13 protein-coding genes are annotated in these 16276 nt (G+C 63.7%); 10 read left to right on the top strand and 3 right to left on the bottom strand.

Annotated elements, in window-relative coordinates; genetic code table 11:
• Positions 1-10 precede the first annotated feature (10 nt).
• Both ahcY and ACQRA4_RS03830 read right to left on the bottom strand, forming a co-directional pair.
• Positions 11-1432, bottom strand: coding sequence for an adenosylhomocysteinase (gene ahcY / locus ACQRA4_RS03835; RefSeq protein WP_427821761.1), 1422 nt, complete (start codon positions 1430-1432; stop codon positions 11-13).
• Between the two features lie 46 nt (positions 1433-1478).
• Entirely contained in the window at positions 1479-2402 is a 924-nt protein-coding gene (locus tag ACQRA4_RS03830) for an ArsR/SmtB family transcription factor (protein WP_427821760.1), read from the bottom strand.
• A gap of 509 nt (positions 2403-2911) precedes the next feature.
• Between ACQRA4_RS03830 and ACQRA4_RS03825 the strand changes: the two genes are divergently transcribed.
• Both ACQRA4_RS03825 and ACQRA4_RS03820 read left to right on the top strand, forming a co-directional pair.
• Positions 2912-3517 carry a DUF721 domain-containing protein gene (locus ACQRA4_RS03825; protein ID WP_427821759.1) on the top strand — a complete coding sequence of 202 codons (606 nt, stop codon included), beginning with the start codon at positions 2912-2914 and terminating at the stop codon, positions 3515-3517.
• 406 nt (positions 3518-3923) lie between these two features.
• Entirely contained in the window at positions 3924-4295 is a 372-nt protein-coding gene (locus tag ACQRA4_RS03820; RefSeq protein ID WP_427821758.1) for a hypothetical protein, read from the top strand.
• A 143-nt stretch (positions 4296-4438) separates the two neighbouring features.
• Here the strand turns inward: ACQRA4_RS03820 and ACQRA4_RS03815 are convergent, their stop codons facing one another.
• Positions 4439-5311: a hypothetical protein gene (locus ACQRA4_RS03815; protein ID WP_427821757.1), complete on the bottom strand. Its 873-nt coding sequence runs from the start codon at positions 5309-5311 to the stop codon at positions 4439-4441.
• 221 nt (positions 5312-5532) lie between these two features.
• On the opposite strand from ACQRA4_RS03815, the gene ACQRA4_RS03810 reads away from it, so the two are divergent.
• The 8 genes from ACQRA4_RS03810 to ACQRA4_RS03775 all read left to right on the top strand — a co-directional run bounded on the left by ACQRA4_RS03810 (position 5533) and on the right by ACQRA4_RS03775 (position 16241).
• On the top strand, positions 5533-9081 hold the full coding sequence (locus tag ACQRA4_RS03810; RefSeq protein WP_427821756.1) for an FAD-binding and (Fe-S)-binding domain-containing protein: 3549 nt from the start codon (positions 5533-5535) through the stop codon (positions 9079-9081).
• 5 nt (positions 9082-9086) lie between these two features.
• Positions 9087-11126 carry a hypothetical protein gene (locus tag ACQRA4_RS03805; protein ID WP_427821755.1) on the top strand — a complete coding sequence of 680 codons (2040 nt, stop codon included), beginning with the start codon at positions 9087-9089 and terminating at the stop codon, positions 11124-11126.
• A gap of 74 nt (positions 11127-11200) precedes the next feature.
• Positions 11201-11875: a site-2 protease family protein gene (locus ACQRA4_RS03800; RefSeq protein ID WP_427821754.1), complete on the top strand. Its 675-nt coding sequence runs from the start codon at positions 11201-11203 to the stop codon at positions 11873-11875.
• A 16-nt stretch (positions 11876-11891) separates the two neighbouring features.
• Complete coding sequence (trpS, locus tag ACQRA4_RS03795; RefSeq protein WP_427821753.1) at positions 11892-12878, top strand: tryptophan--tRNA ligase; 987 nt, start codon at positions 11892-11894, stop codon at positions 12876-12878.
• 4 nt (positions 12879-12882) lie between these two features.
• On the top strand, positions 12883-13320 hold the full coding sequence (gene ruvX / locus ACQRA4_RS03790; protein WP_427821752.1) for a Holliday junction resolvase RuvX: 438 nt from the start codon (positions 12883-12885) through the stop codon (positions 13318-13320).
• Positions 13317-14369: an endolytic transglycosylase MltG gene (gene mltG, locus ACQRA4_RS03785; protein WP_427821751.1), complete on the top strand. Its 1053-nt coding sequence runs from the start codon at positions 13317-13319 to the stop codon at positions 14367-14369. The genes ruvX and mltG overlap by 4 nt, the downstream gene beginning before the upstream one ends.
• Positions 14370-14415: 46 nt before the next feature.
• Positions 14416-14652: a hypothetical protein gene (locus ACQRA4_RS03780; RefSeq protein WP_427821750.1), complete on the top strand. Its 237-nt coding sequence runs from the start codon at positions 14416-14418 to the stop codon at positions 14650-14652.
• Positions 14653-14705: 53 nt separating this feature from the next.
• Complete coding sequence (locus tag ACQRA4_RS03775; protein WP_427821749.1) at positions 14706-16241, top strand: cobyrinate a,c-diamide synthase; 1536 nt, start codon at positions 14706-14708, stop codon at positions 16239-16241.
• Positions 16242-16276: the final 35 nt, after the last annotated feature.

Here is a 16276-nt window from a genome sequence, read left to right as displayed (position 1 = left end):
CAGAGAAAAATCAATACCGGTACATTTCGGGCTTGTACGGCCCGTCCACATTCACGCCAATATAGTCGGCCTGTTCCCGCGTGAGCCTGGTCAGTCTGGCGCCCAGGCGGCCCAGGTGCAGGCGGGCCACTTCTTCATCCAGCTCCTTGGGCAGGGTATAGACCCTGTTTTCCAGCTTTTCGGAGGCCAGCTTGATCTGGGCCAGGGTCTGGTTGGTAAAGCTGTTGGACATGACAAAGCTGGCATGGCCCGTGGCGCAGCCCAGGTTGACCAGGCGGCCTTCGGCCAGCACCAGAATGCTGCGGCCGGATTTGAGGGTCCATTTGTCCACCTGGGGCTTGATGTTCAGCTTGCTGACGCCGGGCGTGCTCTCCAGGTAGTTCATGTCGATTTCATTATCGAAGTGGCCGATATTGCAGACAATGGCCTCATCCTTCATGCCTTCCATATGCGCGCCGGTGATCACATGGTAATTGCCGGTGCACGTCACATAGATGTCGCCCAGGGGCAGCGCGTCCTCCACGGTGGTCACTTCATAGCCTTCCATCGCGGCCTGAAGCGCGCAGATGGGGTCAATCTCAGTCACCAGCACGCGCGCGCCGAAGCCCCGCATGGACTGGGCGCAGCCCTTGCCCACATCGCCGTAACCGCAGACCACAACCACCTTGCCCGCCACCATGATATCCGTGGCGCGCTTGATGCCGTCGGCCAGCGACTCGCGGCAGCCGTAAAGATTGTCAAACTTGGATTTGGTTACCGAATCGTTGACGTTGATGGCCGGGAAAAGCAGCTTGCCTTCCTTCTCCAGCTGATAGAGGCGGTGCACTCCGGTGGTGGTTTCTTCAGAAACGCCCTTCATGCCGGCCGCCACCCTGCGCCAGTGCCGCGGGTCTTCCTTGAGGCGCAGGGCCAGACGATCCAGCACACACTGAAATTCCTTGTTATCGGTCTTTTGCGCCAGGATGGAGGGATCGTTTTCAGCCTCCGCCCCCTTGTGGATGAGCAGGGTGGCGTCGCCGCCATCGTCCACGATAAGATCGGGGCCGGAGCCGTCGGGCCAGGTCAGGGCCATTTCCGTGCACCACCAGTAGTCTTCAAGGGTTTCGCCCTTCCAGGCGAAAACCCTGGCCAGACCCTGCTCGGCCACGGCCGCCGCCGCGTGATCCTGGGTGGAAAAAATGTTGCACGAGGCCCAGCGGATGTCCGCGCCCAGGGCGTGCAGGGTTTTGATCAGCATGGCCGTCTGGATGGTCATGTGCAGAGAGCCCATGATTTTGAGCCCCTTGAGGGGTTTTCGCGGGCCGTACTTTCTGATGCATTCCATAAGGCCGGGCATTTCCCGTTCGGAAAGCTGCATTTCCTTCCCGCCGAAATCGGCCAGGTTCATGTCCGCCACTTTATGTGGCAGGCTCAAATCCAGTGCTTTGGTCATCTTGATTTTCTCCTTGGGAGTTTTGGCAAATGGTCAATGCGGGGCGTCAGCGGGCGGCGGCCTCCATCAGCAGCAGCTCAAGCCCACGGCCCACGGGCCGCCGCGCGCCGCGCGCAAGGGCAAAGCCGGCCCGCTCCAGAGCGGCGGCCAGTTCGCTTTCTTCAAAGCCCAGCCAGCGGTCGCCGTAACGGCTGCGCATGGTTTCGTCGTTGTGGCGCAGAAAATCCGCCACGAACAAACGCCCGCCGGGGGCCATGATCCGGCGGATTTCGCGCAGACCTTCCTCCGGCGCGGACAAATGGTGCAGCACAAGGTTGATGCAGGCGAAGTCCGCCTCATGATCACGCAAGGGCAAATGGCTGAGCTCGCCGATGCGCAGGGAAACCCGGCCGCCGCCCAGATCTTCCTGACTGAAGCGGCGGCGGCAGAGCTCCAGCATGCGGGCCGAACCGTCCACGCCAATAACCCCGCGCGCCAGCGGCAACAGGCGGCCAAGCACAGCGCCCGTGCCGCAGCCCAGGTCCACAGCCGTGCCGCAGCCGTCAGGCACGGCGGCGCAAACCGCCTCCGGCAGGTCAAACGCGCCAAGCACCTCGCGGTTGAGCTCGTCCCAATCTTCGGCGATGGCGTTGAAAAACTGGCGGGTTTTGCGGGCGCGCTCTTCCAGAATCTGCGCGGCCATGCCCAGATCAGCGCGCATGAGCGCGTCGGCGGGCGCAAAGGGCATGACCGCCCGCAGAAAATCGCGCTCCTTCCCGGCACGCGGCGCGGCGTAAAACACCCACAGCCCGTCGCGGCGCGAGGTCAGCAGCCCGGCCTCGGTAAGAATTTTCAGATGTCGGGAAACCCGCGACTGGCCCATGCCCAAGATGCGCACCAGCTCGTTGACCGACAGCTCATAATGCAGCAAAATATGCACAAGCCGCAGCCGGGTTTCATCAGAAAGAGCCTTGAAATACAACAATGCCATGAAGTTTTCCACATATAAATCAACTTAATTTGATGTTAATATCAGCCTATCCAGATATAGTCAAGCAGGCTGATGCGGCCTACCGAAGCGGGCATGTTCAAAACCTTGCTTTTCACGGGCAGCAAGGCAATGACAGGTAAAAGGAAGTGGGGCCGTCTTCATCCGCCCCCGTCTGTCCCCAAGTGTCTTATTGCAAAAATTCCACGAAGAATTTTTGCAGGATCGTTGGCGAAAAAACGTGGTTTTCGCAAATGAACCCGGCCACGCCGCCGCAAAACTTTACGGGTTTTGCAGTGTCCACTTTTGCAAGTAGACACTAGCTATCCCTTGCCGGGCCCCGTTTCGACCCTGCCCCGCTCTTGTCCCGCCGGGGACGCACGCGCCGGCGGACGCCCGACGGAAAAGCCGGGAGAAGACAGGGGAGGCTCTGAAAACGCGTATTCCGGCAAGGGGCGCGCGGCGGCGCAAAACCGGCACAACCGCATTGAAAGGCTTTGGGTCACACCGGCATGAAACAGCAAGCCCCGCCCCATGCCGCCCCCATGCGCAAGCTGACGCGACGGGCGCGTCAACAGCGCAAAGACGGCGGCCCCGCGCTGGCCGGCGATCTGCTCGCCGCGCTGCTGGCCGCCCTGGGCGGCGGGCCGGAACGCGCCCGCCTGAGCCTGCTCTGGCGGAACTGGGAAAAGGTCATGGGGCCGGAGCTGGCCCCTCTGGCTCTGCCCCTGGGACATCACAAGGAGATGCTGCTGCTCGGCGCCGAAGACGCCATGCTTATGCAGGAATTGCACCTGATGAGCGGGGAAATTCTGGAACGCGTCAACGCGTTCATGGAAAAACCCTTTTTCAGCAGCATAAAGGTTACGCTGGTGCTGGGCAAAAACATCCTGAACGCGGGCGCGCCCCCCTCCCCCGCGGGAACGCCCGACCGGAAGACGCGGCCCGACATCCGGCCCCCCGCCCGGCCCGCGCGCCCCAGCGGCTCTTTTTTGGCGGGCATGGACCCGGCCTCGCCCGTGGCCCGCTGCTATGCGCGTTTTGCCGGCAGGCGGGGCGGCACGCCCAAAAAAATGCCGGCAGAAACGCAACAGGCTGAAAAAGCGCGCCGGCACTGACTTTTCTGACAATTAAAGCACGACTTCAAAGGCAATGCTTTAAAACCGCAATGCGAAAGAACGGGAGCGCGCCCACGAAGCGGGGATCGTTTTTCGGCGCAACAGGGCCAGCGACGCGGGCGCGACCCTGTCTGGCCTTTTTGGCGCGACATGCGGCCATAACGCGGAACCCGGGCTGTTTCACGAATTTTTCAGGCGAACCGCAAGACTATTTCTAGACAGGGACCAATATTTTAACAATATATTTCAATGCATTGAAAAACACTCCCGCCCGCCGCATGCGATTTTGCTGTTTGGTTGCTGCGATTATTGACAAGGCTTCGCCTGCAATGCTAGCTTGCTTCCAGCGATACCCGCCAGTGTCCCGGTCTCCGTCCGGCAAGAGCACGCGGAGGAAGGAGTGAACGTGCAGAAGAATATGGAAGACATCTGTCTGAAACATGACAACGGCAGCGATTTTCAGTTTCGCGGCCGCCTTTTTTCAGAGTGCTCCTGGTATGACGAGGAGCGCGGCATGCTCACCCGCCAGAAGCTCTATGTGACGGACAACAACGAGCAGGTGTATTACATTGTGCGTTCCAGCGGTCAGGAACGCAGCCGCCATGCCTACCGGCTGTCGGTGCGCGGCGACAACTGCGTCATTGACAACGGCGTAACCGAAATGGCCCTTCAGTTCGACATGCTTATGCTGGCCGTGCGCGGCCTCTGCGGCCTGGAAGCCGGGGCCACCCCCACCCTGTCCATGGTGGAGGAAATGCTCAAGGCCGCCAACGCCTAGGGCCGCATTTTTTCGCGATGTCGCAGCTCCCCGCCGCTTCCCGGTCGGGGAGCTTTTTGTTGCAAGACAAAGCCCCTCCGGCGAAAGGCGGAGGGGCTTTGCGCTGTCGCCGGCATGCGGCGCGCGGCGGGGCGTGTTCGCGTTCAACCGCCGTTTTTTTCTTCCGGCTTCAGATAGGGGCTGAAAAGATTGGTGCCCCAGGTCAGCGCCAGAACGAAAAGGGCGGCGAACAGCCCGATGACCGGGCTCCAGAGCGGCGGGGCCGACAATGAAAGCCGCATGAGCAACGTGCCGATGACAAAGCCCGAATTGCGGAACACCGCGTGATAGCAGGGCATGTAGCGCTGGGCAATGAGCACCATGGCGATATCCGCGAAAATCAGCACTGTGTAGATGGTTTCAAAAAAGTGCTGCTCCCTGCCGGAGTGCAGATGAAGCGCCAGATCATACACGCCGAAGCTGAAAAAGATCACGAACAGGCCCAGGGCCAGCAGCTTTTTGCTCATGACATAGCGCATGCGCATGTCCGGGCTTGGGATGAAGCGCTGCCGCCGCGCGATGCGCCGGTACAGGCCCAGACAGAGAAAGACGCACAAGGCTCCGGCCCCGGACACGCCTATTTCCACCACGGCCTGAATATTGTCGAAGCCGATATGCACCGGCTCCCGCAGGGCCGCCAGCTCCTTGAAGGCGTTGCGCAGCAGAATCAGGGTGAGAATCTCGAACTGCTTGCCCATGGATTGGGACAGGGATGAGGGAATCACAAAAATCAGGCTCATGACCTCCATGCCCAGAATCAGCGTGAACGCCATGTGAATGGCGTAAAAATGGCTGTCCGGGGGTTGCGGCAGCCAGAGCGGATACAGGCCCATGCGTTTCAGCTCCACCCCCGCCAGGACAAGCAGATAAAACCACAGCAAAAACAGGGCGAGACGCCGCTGCGTGGACGGGCGTTCCCAGCAGTGATGCAGCCAGTCGAGCACATCGGTGAGCGGCTGGAGTTTGTAAATCAGCATAAAACCTCTTGTTGCGCGCCATGCGGGCGCTGTTCAGGCTGGTTGCGGGCAGGCACGAAGATAGCCGGACGGGCGCAAATGTCAAAGGCAAACGCGTGAGCTTGCGGCGGCCGCCTTCCGGCCGCGCTTGCCATCCGCGCCCGGACAACGTAGAAAAGAAGCTTTCTCCATGAGCCCGCGTGCCTTGCGCCAGCCATTCACTGTCATTGAGGTAGATGATCATGCCCCATAAGGGTCCGCATATTTCCATTTCGCCCGACTATGTGGTGAACCGCATCCTGAAGATCAATATCGACGATTTTGCGGAATGGCCCGAATCCGTGCGCAATCTGGCCATTGCCATCGCCGAGGAACTTTTTCTGGTGGCCTACAATCCCTTTATCGACGCCGACACCGTGCGCGGCAGCGTGCGCGAGGGCTTTGAGCGGGAATCCGTGGCTCTGGCCCACTATTACGCCACGGCCATCGGCGAGGGCATCACCATGTTCTGGTCCGCCCATGAGGCGGAGGCTGAGTTCAGGGGCAGGCTCATCGACGCCCTGCGCCGCATCCTGCCCGACGAGTGCATTCTCACCGAACCTTCGGCCCTGGTGGAAACGGCCACCGACGCCACCGACCTGCGCATGGAGCTGCCTCTGCTGGTGGTGGAGCCGGATACCACCGAGCAGGTGGCCGCGCTGGTCAGACTGGCCAATGACATGAAATTTGCGCTGATACCGCGCGGCGGCGGTTCCGGCATGACCGGCGGGGCCGTGCCCGCGCGCAAGCGCACGCTCATCGTCAGCCTCACCCGCCTGACCCGCATCGGCCCCATTGACCCGAAAGAAATGACCGTCACCTGCCAGGCCGGGGCCATCACCCAGGAGGTGATCAACGCGGTGGACGCGGCGGGCGCTTTTTTTACCGTGGACCCGGCCTCCAAACAGGCGTCGTCCATTGGCGGCAACGTCTCGGAAAACGCGGGCGGGCCCAGCGCCTTCGAGTACGGCACCACCCTGGACAACCTGCTCTGGTGGCGCATGGTCACGCCCACCGGCGAAATTATCACCGTGGAGCGCGAAAACCACCCCCGGCACAAAATTCTGCCTGATGAAACCGCCGTCTTTGTGGTCAAGGATGTCAGCGGCGGCGTGCGCAATGTGGTGCACCTGCGCGGCGACGAAATTCGCCTGCCCGGTCTGGGCAAGGACGTGACCAACAAGGCCCTGGGCGGCCTGCCCGGCATGCAGAAGGAAGGCGTGGACGGCATCATCACCGAGGCCGGCTTCATCATTCACAAAAAGCCGCAGCACAAGCGGGTCATGGTGCTGGAATTTTTCGGCCGCTCCATGCACCCCGCGGCCGTGGTGGTGCGCGAGCTGGTGGCCCTGCGCAACCGCATCCGGCAGGAGGGCGACTACGCCCATCTTTCGGCCCTGGAAGAGTTCAACGCCAAGTACGTCCAGGCCATTGAATACAAACGCAAGTCCGAAAAATACGAGGGTCTGCCCATTTCCGTCATCATCCTTCAGGCCGACGGCGACGACCCCTATCTGCTGGACAAGTGCGTGGGCGACATTGTGAGCCTGGTGGAACGGCAGGACAATGTGGACATCATTGTGGCCGCGGACGACAAGGAGGCCGAACGCTTCTGGGAGGACCGCCACCGCCTGTCGGCCATCGCCAGGCGCACGTCGGGCTTCAAGCTCAATGAGGATGTGGTCATTCCCATGGAGCGCATCCCGGATTTCGCGCTCTTTCTGGAACAGCTCAATCTGGAATGCACGGCGGCGGCCTATCGCTTCGCCCTGCAGGAGGTGGGCCGCCTGCCCGGCTTCCCCCTGGAGGACAAGGACTTCAACCGCGAGTTCTCCCAGGCTTCCAGGGCCGCGTCCGGCGACGTGCCGGCCACGGACGTTTCGGACAGCGAAATGGGCGCGCGCGCCGAGAGCTTTCTCGGGCAACTGGCGGAAAAATATCCTCATCTGACCAAAAAAATCGGCAAAATACGCGACTACATGGAGGCCAGCCGCATTGTGGTGGCCAGCCATATGCACGCTGGCGACGGCAACTGCCATGTGAACATCCCGGTGAACTCCAATGACGCCCACATGCTGGAGGAAGCCGAGGAAACCGCCGCCAGGGTCATGGCCGAATGCCAGGAAATGGGCGGCGAAGTGTCGGGCGAGCACGGCATCGGCATCACAAAGATCGCCTTTTTCGGCAAAGACAAAATGGATGCCCTGCGCGCCTTCAAAGAACGCGTGGACCCCCGCGACGTCATGAACCCCGCCAAGCTGGTGCACCGCGAGCTGCCGGTGCGGCCCTTCACCTTTTCCTTCAACCGCCTGATCGGCGACATTCGTGAAAGCGGCCTGCCGGACAAGGAAAAGCTCATCAGCCTGCTCACGGCCATTCAGGTCTGCACCCGCTGCGGCAAATGCAAGCAGGTCTGCGCCATGTGCTATCCCGAACGCTCCATGCAATACCACCCGCGCAATAAAAACATGGTGCTGGGCATGCTGCTGGAAGCGGTTTACTATTCCCAGGTCAACAAGGGCCGCATCGACGAGCGTCTGCTCAAATGGCTGCGTGATGTGGTGGAGCACTGCACGGCCTGCGGTCGCTGCATGGCCAACTGCCCGGTAAAGATTCCCTCCGGCGAGGTGGCCCTGACCCTGCGCGCCCTGCTGGAGCACGAGGGCGCGGGCGGCCACCCCGTCAAGGAACGCGCTCTGGAGTGGCTGGCGCGCGACATCCCCCACCGCGCGCCCAAGGCCGCCAAGATGGCCTCGCTGGGCCAGAAGATGCAGAACAAGTTTCTGGGCTTTGTGCCGGAAATCTGGAAAAGGCGCATGCAAAGCCCGCTCTTTTCCGGGCGCGGGCCCAAGATGGGCTACACCAATCTGTATGAAGCCCTCAGACTGCACCGTGGTTCGGTTTTCGCCCCGGCCGAGCCCACGCCGGGCATGCCCTGCGTGGTGTACTTTCCGGGTTGCGGCGGCGCGCTTTTTTACGACCGCATCGGCATTTCCTCCATCATGCTGCTGCTCAGGGCCGGTTTTGTCGTGGCCGTGCCGCCCAGACACCTTTGCTGCGGCTACCCCTTGCTGGCCGCGGGCATGGATACGGCCTTTGAGGACAATCTGGCCCAGAACCGCCAGTACCTGGCCTCCATGCTGCGCAATCTGGCCAAACAGGGTTTTGATTGCCAATATCTGGTTTCGGCCTGCGGCTCCTGCCGGGACGGGCTGGAACGCCTGCATCTGGAAGAGCAGTTCCCCGCCCTGCAGCGCAGGGACGTGAGCCAGCTGACCCTGCCGCTGCTGGACAAGACGGCCATTTTGCCCACGGAAGGCCGGGGCCGGGAGTTGCTCTACCACGGGGCCTGCCACTGCGAATGGGCCGATGTGCATAAAATCAAGGGCCAGCAACAGCTTGTCAGGGCCCTGGGCGATTTCAGCGGTCTCAGGGTCAGCCTCAGCCCCGGCTGCTGCGGCGAGTCGGGCATGGGGGCCATGACCTCGCCGCAAATTTACAACCTGCTGCGCTCGCGCAAGCGGGCGCGGCTGGGCAAAGCCTTTGAAAAGGGCTACGGCGGCCCGGTGGTGGTGGGCTGCCCCTCCTGCAAGATCGGCATCGCCCGCAGCCTGATCGCCATGCGCGACAAACGGCCTGTGCTGCATGTGGCCGAGTGGCTGGCCGGCCTGCTGGATGGTGAGGATCGGCGGCAGTCTTTCCGCAAAAAGGTCAATGAAACGCGCGGAGATATCCGCGTCATCGAGGTTTAGCAGGGGTGGGCCGGCCCATCCCGCCGGCGTCCGGGGCCGGACGCCGCTTCAACCCGCTCCGCTGGCTGCTGCTTGCGCCGCTGCTTCCCTTTGTTTATGCCTTCGGCTTTCTCTTTCCGCGCGGGGATGATTTTGACGAAGTCACCCGCGCCATGTTTCTCTTTGATCTGCCCGGCGGCCTGTATGAAATCGGCCGCGAATGGCTGACCTGGAGCGGCCGCTACACCTATCACTTTCTGGCCGTGTTTCTGGGCAAGGCCGGAGAACTGCGCCCGGCATACGGCCTGGTCTGCGCGGCGGTGGCGGCCCTGTATGGTCTGGCGGTCTACGGCCTGGCCCGCGAGTCCGGCGGCGGCCTCATGGCCCGCCGCGACGCGGCCTTGTGCGCCTGCCTTGCCGTTCTTGCCCTGTTCTGCTGCCATCAGAACCTGCAAACATTCTACATGCTCACCGACGCCCTGACCATGGGCCTGCAACCGGCCCTGGCCTTCTGTTTTCTCTGGGCGCTCTGCCGGCTCTGGCGCGTGCGGGCCATTGCGCGGCCCGCCGCCGCAAGACGCGCGCGGCGCGCGGCCATTGCCGCCGGCGTGCTGGCCGTGGGCGTGTACGAGCATTCCGCCGCGGCGGTGGTTCTCTGCGCGGGCGCGGCCTGCCTCCTGGCCTGGCGCGCGGATCGCGAGCCAGAGAACGGCAAGCTAAGCCCCGGCACGGGGCGACGCCTGCCGGATTTTCTGAAGGTGGGGGCATGGTGTCTGGGCGCGCTGCTTTTTTCTTTTCTGGCTCCGGGCAATTTTTACCGCAAGGCGGTGCGCCACGTCAGCCCGGATGTACAATGGCGGCAGCTTTGCGCGGCCTGGGATGAATGGCTGCGCAGCGCCTTCTGGTTTTTTGACGGCCTTTGGCCGTGGGCCGTGCTGACGCTGGTCTTTCTTCTGTGGCGCGCCCGGCCGTCCCGCCCGCCGGACGAGCCTGAAAACACCGCTTGCGACCGCAAAAAGGCGCTGTGGCTGGCCATTACGGCCATAGCGGCCTATCTGCTGCTTTCCGGCGGGCTCACCATACTGCACGCGCTCAGCGACGTGACCATCAGCTCCTCAAACAAGCTCCCCGCCGGCCTGAGCCTGTACGCCGCCTGCGCTTTCGGCTTCGCCCTCCACGCCCTGCCCGAGGCGTCGGGCACGGCGCGGCGTCTGATCCGCCGTCTGCCCGTCTGGCTGCCGCTTCTGGCGCTGGCAACGGCATTTTGTCTGGGCGGCAACCTGGGCCAGACCCTCGTCAATGCCGTCAACGGCAATATGGCGATTCTGGCCGAAACCCTGAGCCAGCGTTACGGCTATCTCACGGCGCTGGGCGCGGCCGCGGACGGCGAAACCGATGCCCCGCCCAGGTTCGGCCTGCTGGGCGAAATCCACCGCCCCGACGCCCGCAAACGCCGAGTTGACCCCGCGTTGCCGCAAGCTGTAGTGCAAGAACTGCCGCCGGCCCCCGTCTTTCCCATTCATATGGGCGAAGCGCTGCCCGGCGAAGCAGAAGTCTGGCCCAATCTCTGGGCGGCCTGGATGTACGGCGTGGGGAGCGTGCGCAGCGCCCGGCCAGAGCCGGCGGCGGCTGTCCGCAATGTGCGGGACGCCGCCATGCGCACAGCGCTGACCGTCCCCCCGGCCCTGCGGAAGAGCGGCGTCAGCGCGGCCTGGCGCGTCCGGGCCCGGAGCGGGCCCAACATCACCTTTGACGACGCCTGGCTTGTGCTGCGCGCGGACGCCCCCCTGCCCGAAAACATTGAAATTTTGCGGCTCAATCCGCCGGACTGGCGGCGTCTTGCGCCTCTGCCCGTCCAGGAGTGGCTGCTGACGCGCCTTCTGAAAAGGGAGCATCTGCAAGACGAGCCTGGCGCGCGTCTGGCGGGCGAGGCGCTGTTCTTTCAGAGCGCGCCCTGGCGGGTGGCCGATTTTTACGCCTTTCCTCTGGGCCCGGCCGCAAAGAGCTGGCCTGGCCTGTTCCTGAGCCTGGATCGCGCAACATTTTTTCGCCTGCCGGACGCCTGAGCATGCGCGCCTCATAGCTTGCGCAAATGCGCCGCCATATCGACATTCCGGCCCGAACATGATACCCGCCAGACATGTTTGATCTTGATTTTTCCCAGGCTCTCCACGCGCTGTCCATCGCCCTGGCGCCCGCCCTGCTGGGCATCATCCTGCACGAAGTGGCTCACGGCTGGGCCGCCGAACGACAGGGCGACCCCACTGCCCGCGCCATGGGCCGTCTGACCATAAACCCTCTGCCGCACATCGACCCTGTGGGCCTGCTGGTCTTCGGCCTGACCAGCCTGTCCGGCGCGTTCGTCTTCGGCTGGGCCAGGCCGGTGCCCGTAAACCCGCGCTATTTCCGCAACCCCGCCAGAGGCATGATGCTGGTGGCCCTGGCCGGCCCGCTGACCAACTTTCTGCTGGCCGTCGTCTTTGGCGTGGCCCTGGGCCTCACTCTGAAAATTTTTCCCTTTGAGCTCTGGCGGCAGCATACGCTCTACATCTTTGCCCTGTCCTCGCTTCAGGCCGGCGTGGTGATCAATTTCGGCCTGGGCTGGCTCAATTTGATGCCTATTCCGCCGCTGGACGGCAGCAGGGTTGTGGCCTATTTTCTGCCGGGCAACACGGCCTGGCGCTATCTGAGCATGGAGCGCTACGGCTTCATCATTCTTTTGGCGCTGCTGTTCACCGGGGCTCTGGGCTATGTGCTGGGGCCGCTGGTCAGCGGAAGCGCCAGGGGCCTGCTGTTGCTTCTGGGCATATTGTAAGACAACAAGGGTAGTTATGAGCAAAGAACCGCGCACTGTCTCCGGCATGCGGCCCACCGGGCCGCTGCATCTCGGTCATTATTTCGGGGTGCTCAAAAACTGGGTGGATCTGCAGAACAGTGAAGAGGCCTACTTCTTCGTGGCCGACTGGCACGCCCTGACCAGCGATTACGCTGACCCCTCGCGTATCCGCCACAATATCGCCGAAATGGTCAAAGACTGGGTGGGCGCGGGTTTGGCCCCTGAGAAATGCGTCATTTTTCGCCAGTCCGCGGTCAAGGAGCACAGCGAACTTTCGCTGCTGCTCTCCATGGTTACGCCGGTCTCCTGGCTGGAGCGCAACCCCACCTACAAGGAACAGCAACAGCAGATCAGCAACAAGGATCTGGGCAACGCGGGTTTTCTCTGTTACCCGGTGCTGATGGCCGCCGACATTCTCATGTACCGGCCGCACGGCGTGCCCGTGGGCGAAGACCAGTTGCCGCACATGGAACTGACCCGCGAAATCGCGCGGCGCTTCAACTATTTTTACGGCGACCTTTTCCCCGAACCGCGGGCCATGCTCACCCCGGCGGCCAAATGTCCGGGCCTGGACGGCCGCAAGATGTCCAAAAGCTACAGCAATGGCATCTTCCTTTCCGACGACCTGGCCAGCATTCAGGAAAAGGTGCGCGGCATGTTCACCGACAAGGCCCGGCTGCGCAAATCAGACCCCGGCAATCCCGACATCTGCAACCTCTTCCCCTACCATGTGCTGCTGAGCAGCCCGGAGGAACAGGCCGAAATCCGTCAGGGCTGCGCCTCGGCCCAACTGGGCTGCGTGGACTGCAAAAAGATTTTTCTCAAGAATCTTGAAGCCTTTCTGACCCCTCTGCAGGAGCGGCGCGCCGCTCTGGACGCCCGCCCGGGCGCGGTGGAGGAGATTCTTGCGGCCGGCAACGAGAAGGCGCGCGCCTTTGCCGCGGGCACCATGGCTCTGGTGCGGGAAAAAATGGGGCTGTAAAGCCTTGAAGTATGTGGGCGTCGATTACGGTCTGGCCCGCACGGGCCTAGCCGTGTCCGACCCGGAAGGGCGGCTGGTCTTTCCCCTGCTTACCCTGCGCCTTGAGGAGCACGCGAACCGTAAGGACTTTCTGGCGGCTCTGGCGGCCAGAATCGCGGCGGAAGGGGCCGGGGCCGTGGTCATGGGCCTGCCCGTGCTGGATGACGGCACGGACAGCCTGACCACCAGGCAGGTGCGCAACATCACCGGGCGTCTCAAGAGGCGGCTGAACCTGCCCTTCTTTTACATGCCCGAGCTGCTGAGTTCCGAAGAGGCCTGGGCCGATTTGCGCGAAGCCGGGCTCAAGGCGCGCAAGCGCAAGGCCATTCTGGATCAGCAGGCGGCGGTGCGCATCCTCGCTTCCTTCCTGGCGTTGCCGCCCGCTCAACGGAGAGCGGCTTGAAAAACCTGTTGCGCATTGTTGGCCCGCTGCTTGTGCTGGCGCTGGCGGCCTGCGGCTGGTTATGGCGCGAGGCCCGTATCTTTCTGGACAGCGCCCCGGAAAGTCCGGGCCGCGAAATCTATTTTGACGTGACGCCCGGCGCCCGTCTGGGGCAGGTCTCCGCCACGCTGGCCGAAAAGGGCCTGATTACCGATGCCCGCAAGTTCAGCCTGCTGGCCCGCTACAGACAGTGGGAGAACCGCCTCCAGGCCGGGCGTTTCGCCCTGAACACCGGCTGGACGCCAGACCGGGTGCTGGATGTTCTGGTCAACGGCAGGCCGGCGCTCTTTCGCGTCACCGTGCCCGAAGGGCTGACCTGGTGGCAGACCGGACGCCTGCTGGAAGAAGCCGGGCTGCTCCGCTTCGCGGATTTTCGGGATGTGGTGAACGATCCCGACTTCCTGCGCCATTACGGCATCCCCTTTGCCACGGCCGAAGGCTTTCTGATGCCCGACACCTATCTGCTCAAAAAGGACGACGCGCCGGACGAGGCCCGGCTCAAGGCCCAGGCCCGCGCCGTGGCGGGGCGCATGGTGGACAATTTCTGGCGCAGAACAGCCGCCGTCTGGCCAAGCGGGGTCAAACCCAGGGCCGACGAGCTCAAAAAATGGGTGATTCTGGCCTCAGTGGTGGAAAAAGAAACCGCCATTGATACGGAACGGCCCCGCGTGGCCGGGGTGTACCAAAATCGCCTGGCCCGGCAGATGCTGCTTCAGGCCGATCCCACGGTAATTTACGGCCTGGGCCCGGCCTTTGACGGCAATCTGCGCCGCAAGCATCTGGATGATCCGGCCAATCTTTATAACACCTACCAGCGGCCCGGTCTGCCGCCGGGGCCTATCTGCTCTTTCGGCACAGCGGCTCTGGCCGCCGCCGTCACGCCGGAAAAACACGATTTCATCTACTTTGTGGCCAAAACCGACGGCGGCGAACACGTTTTTTCCACCACGCTCACGGAACACAATCGCGCCGTGCGCCAGTATTTGCGGAACCGGCGCGGCGGGCGTTAGAGTGCCGCGACGGGCCGGCCACACCCGCAAAACGTCAGGAGGCCGTATGAACTATCTGATTGTGGAGGACTTTTCCGGTCGGGCGGCGCCCTTCATCTTCCCGCGCCGGGTGGATCACGGCGACATGCGCGAGCAACTGCCCTACGGCCAGGTTCTTTCCGGCGGCGTGCTTGAGCTGGGGCCGGAGGGCTTTCGCTGCTCCGGCGGCAACAGCGAGCTGGGCGTCAAGGCCCGGCCGGAAGAGGATGCGGCCATCATTGCCGAGGCTCTCCGCCACCGTTAGGACAGGGAAAGCTCCGCCACGGCTTGCCGCCGTTGTGGCATCCGCATTTTCGCATGGCACAAAAAACGCCGCACCGCATTCCCGGTCTTGTTGTGGCCGGCACCGGCAGCAACACCGGAAAAACCGTCACCACTCTGGCCCTGCTCTGCGCCCTGCGCGCCAGAGGTCTGCGGGTTCATGCCGCCAAAAGCGGGCCGGATTTCATTGACGCCGCCTTTCACGCCGCGCTGACCGGCGCGCCCGCCGCCAATCTGGATGTCTGGATGTGCCGCGAAGCGCGGGCATGCGGGGGGGAAGCGCCGTTACGCCGCATGCCCGGGGGGCTGGCGCGAATCTTTGCCCGCATGCGCCGGCCGGACGCGGATGGTCGCCCTGCGGATATGCTGCTGGTGGAAGGGGCTATGGGCCTTTACGATGGCGGGGCCGGGGGCGCGGGCTGCACAGCCCAACTGGCCGCCCTGCTGGGCCTGCCCGTGCTGCTGACGCTCAATACCCACGGCCTGGGGCAGTCCGTGGCGGCGCTGGCCGAAGGCTTTCTCCGCCATCGTCCGGCCTGGGCCGTCCATGCGGGCCAGCCGGCCTTTGCCGGCATGATCTGCACCCATGTGGGCGGCAAAAAGCACGGGGAAATACTGCGACAGGCTCTGGCCCCGCTGACGGCGGAAACGGGCGTGCCCCTGCTGGGCCTTTTGCCGCGAGAGGGCGCGCCGCAACTGAAATCACGCCACCTGGGCCTGGTGGAGGCGCGAGAAAGCCTGCCTGGCCTGAACCGCGAGGCCCTGAGCGCCTGGCTGGAAGCCCACTGCCAGGTGACGGCGCTGCTGCGCGCGCTGAACGCGCCCTTGGGCGTCGTTCCGGCGCAAGCGGCCCCTGCGTCTGTCACGGACGCGCCGCCGGCGCGCTTTTTCACGCCCCGCGTCCGCAGGCTGAAGGCGGCGCGGCGGCCAAGGCTGGGCGTGGCCTGGGACGCGGCCTTCAGCTTTTGCTATGCGGACCTGCCCGCCCTCCTGCGGGAGCTGGGGGCGGAACTGCATTTTTTTTCGCCGCTCAGGGACGCCGCGCCGCCCGCATGCGACGGTCTGTACTTTCCCGGCGGTTATCCGGAACTGCACGCCCAGGCCCTGGCCGCCAATACGGGCATGCGCGCGACCCTGCGCGCCCTGGCGAAACAGGGTCTGCCCATCTACGGCGAATGCGGGGGCTATATCTATCTGATGCGCGCGCTGCGGCTGAACGGTCGGCATTATCCCATGAGCGGCCTGCTGCCCCTGACCTGCCTGATGGACGGGCAAAGGGCGGCTCTGGGCTACCGCGCCGCCCGCGCCCTGCCTGGCTGGCCTGCCGTTTGCGCGCCAGGGCTCTCCGGTTCGGCGCGCCCCTTGCGGGCGCGCGGTCACGAATTTCATTACGGCCGCCTGGAGGAAGCAACGCTGCCGAACGGCTGCGCGCCGCTCTGGCAACTGAGCGACAGCCAGGGCGCGATTCTGGGGCCGGAAGGCTGCCGTCTGGGAGCCGCGGCCGGCTCATGGCTGCACCTTTACCCGGAAGGCGCGCGCCGCTTCTGGCGGGCCTGGCTGGCGGGCCTTTGAATGTTGACTTGCGGGAAAGCCAGAGCGAATTGCCT

The sequence above is a fragment of the Desulfovibrio sp. SGI.169 genome (assembly GCF_050313595.1).
Lineage (GTDB): Bacteria > Desulfobacterota > Desulfovibrionia > Desulfovibrionales > Desulfovibrionaceae > Desulfovibrio.
This window is presented reverse-complemented; position numbering and strand designations above follow the sequence as displayed.

What these genes read in the sequence shown, in the direction of transcription:
- ACQRA4_RS03780 (WP_427821750.1), top strand. Translation starts at nt 14,416, where the DNA reads ATGAACTATCTGATTGTGGAGGACTTTTCCGGTCGGGCGGCGCCCTTC.
- ACQRA4_RS03775 (WP_427821749.1), top strand. Translation starts at nt 14,706, where the DNA reads ATGGCACAAAAAACGCCGCACCGCATTCCCGGTCTTGTTGTGGCCGGC.
- ACQRA4_RS03800 (WP_427821754.1), top strand. Translation starts at nt 11,201, where the DNA reads ATGTTTGATCTTGATTTTTCCCAGGCTCTCCACGCGCTGTCCATCGCC.
- ACQRA4_RS03830 (WP_427821760.1), bottom strand. Translation starts at nt 2,402, where the DNA reads ATGGCATTGTTGTATTTCAAGGCTCTTTCTGATGAAACCCGGCTGCGG.
- ACQRA4_RS03810 (WP_427821756.1), top strand. Translation starts at nt 5,533, where the DNA reads ATGCCCCATAAGGGTCCGCATATTTCCATTTCGCCCGACTATGTGGTG.
- ACQRA4_RS03825 (WP_427821759.1), top strand. Translation starts at nt 2,912, where the DNA reads ATGAAACAGCAAGCCCCGCCCCATGCCGCCCCCATGCGCAAGCTGACG.
- trpS (WP_427821753.1), top strand. Translation starts at nt 11,892, where the DNA reads ATGAGCAAAGAACCGCGCACTGTCTCCGGCATGCGGCCCACCGGGCCG.
- ACQRA4_RS03815 (WP_427821757.1), bottom strand. Translation starts at nt 5,311, where the DNA reads ATGCTGATTTACAAACTCCAGCCGCTCACCGATGTGCTCGACTGGCTG.
- ahcY (WP_427821761.1), bottom strand. Translation starts at nt 1,432, where the DNA reads ATGACCAAAGCACTGGATTTGAGCCTGCCACATAAAGTGGCGGACATG.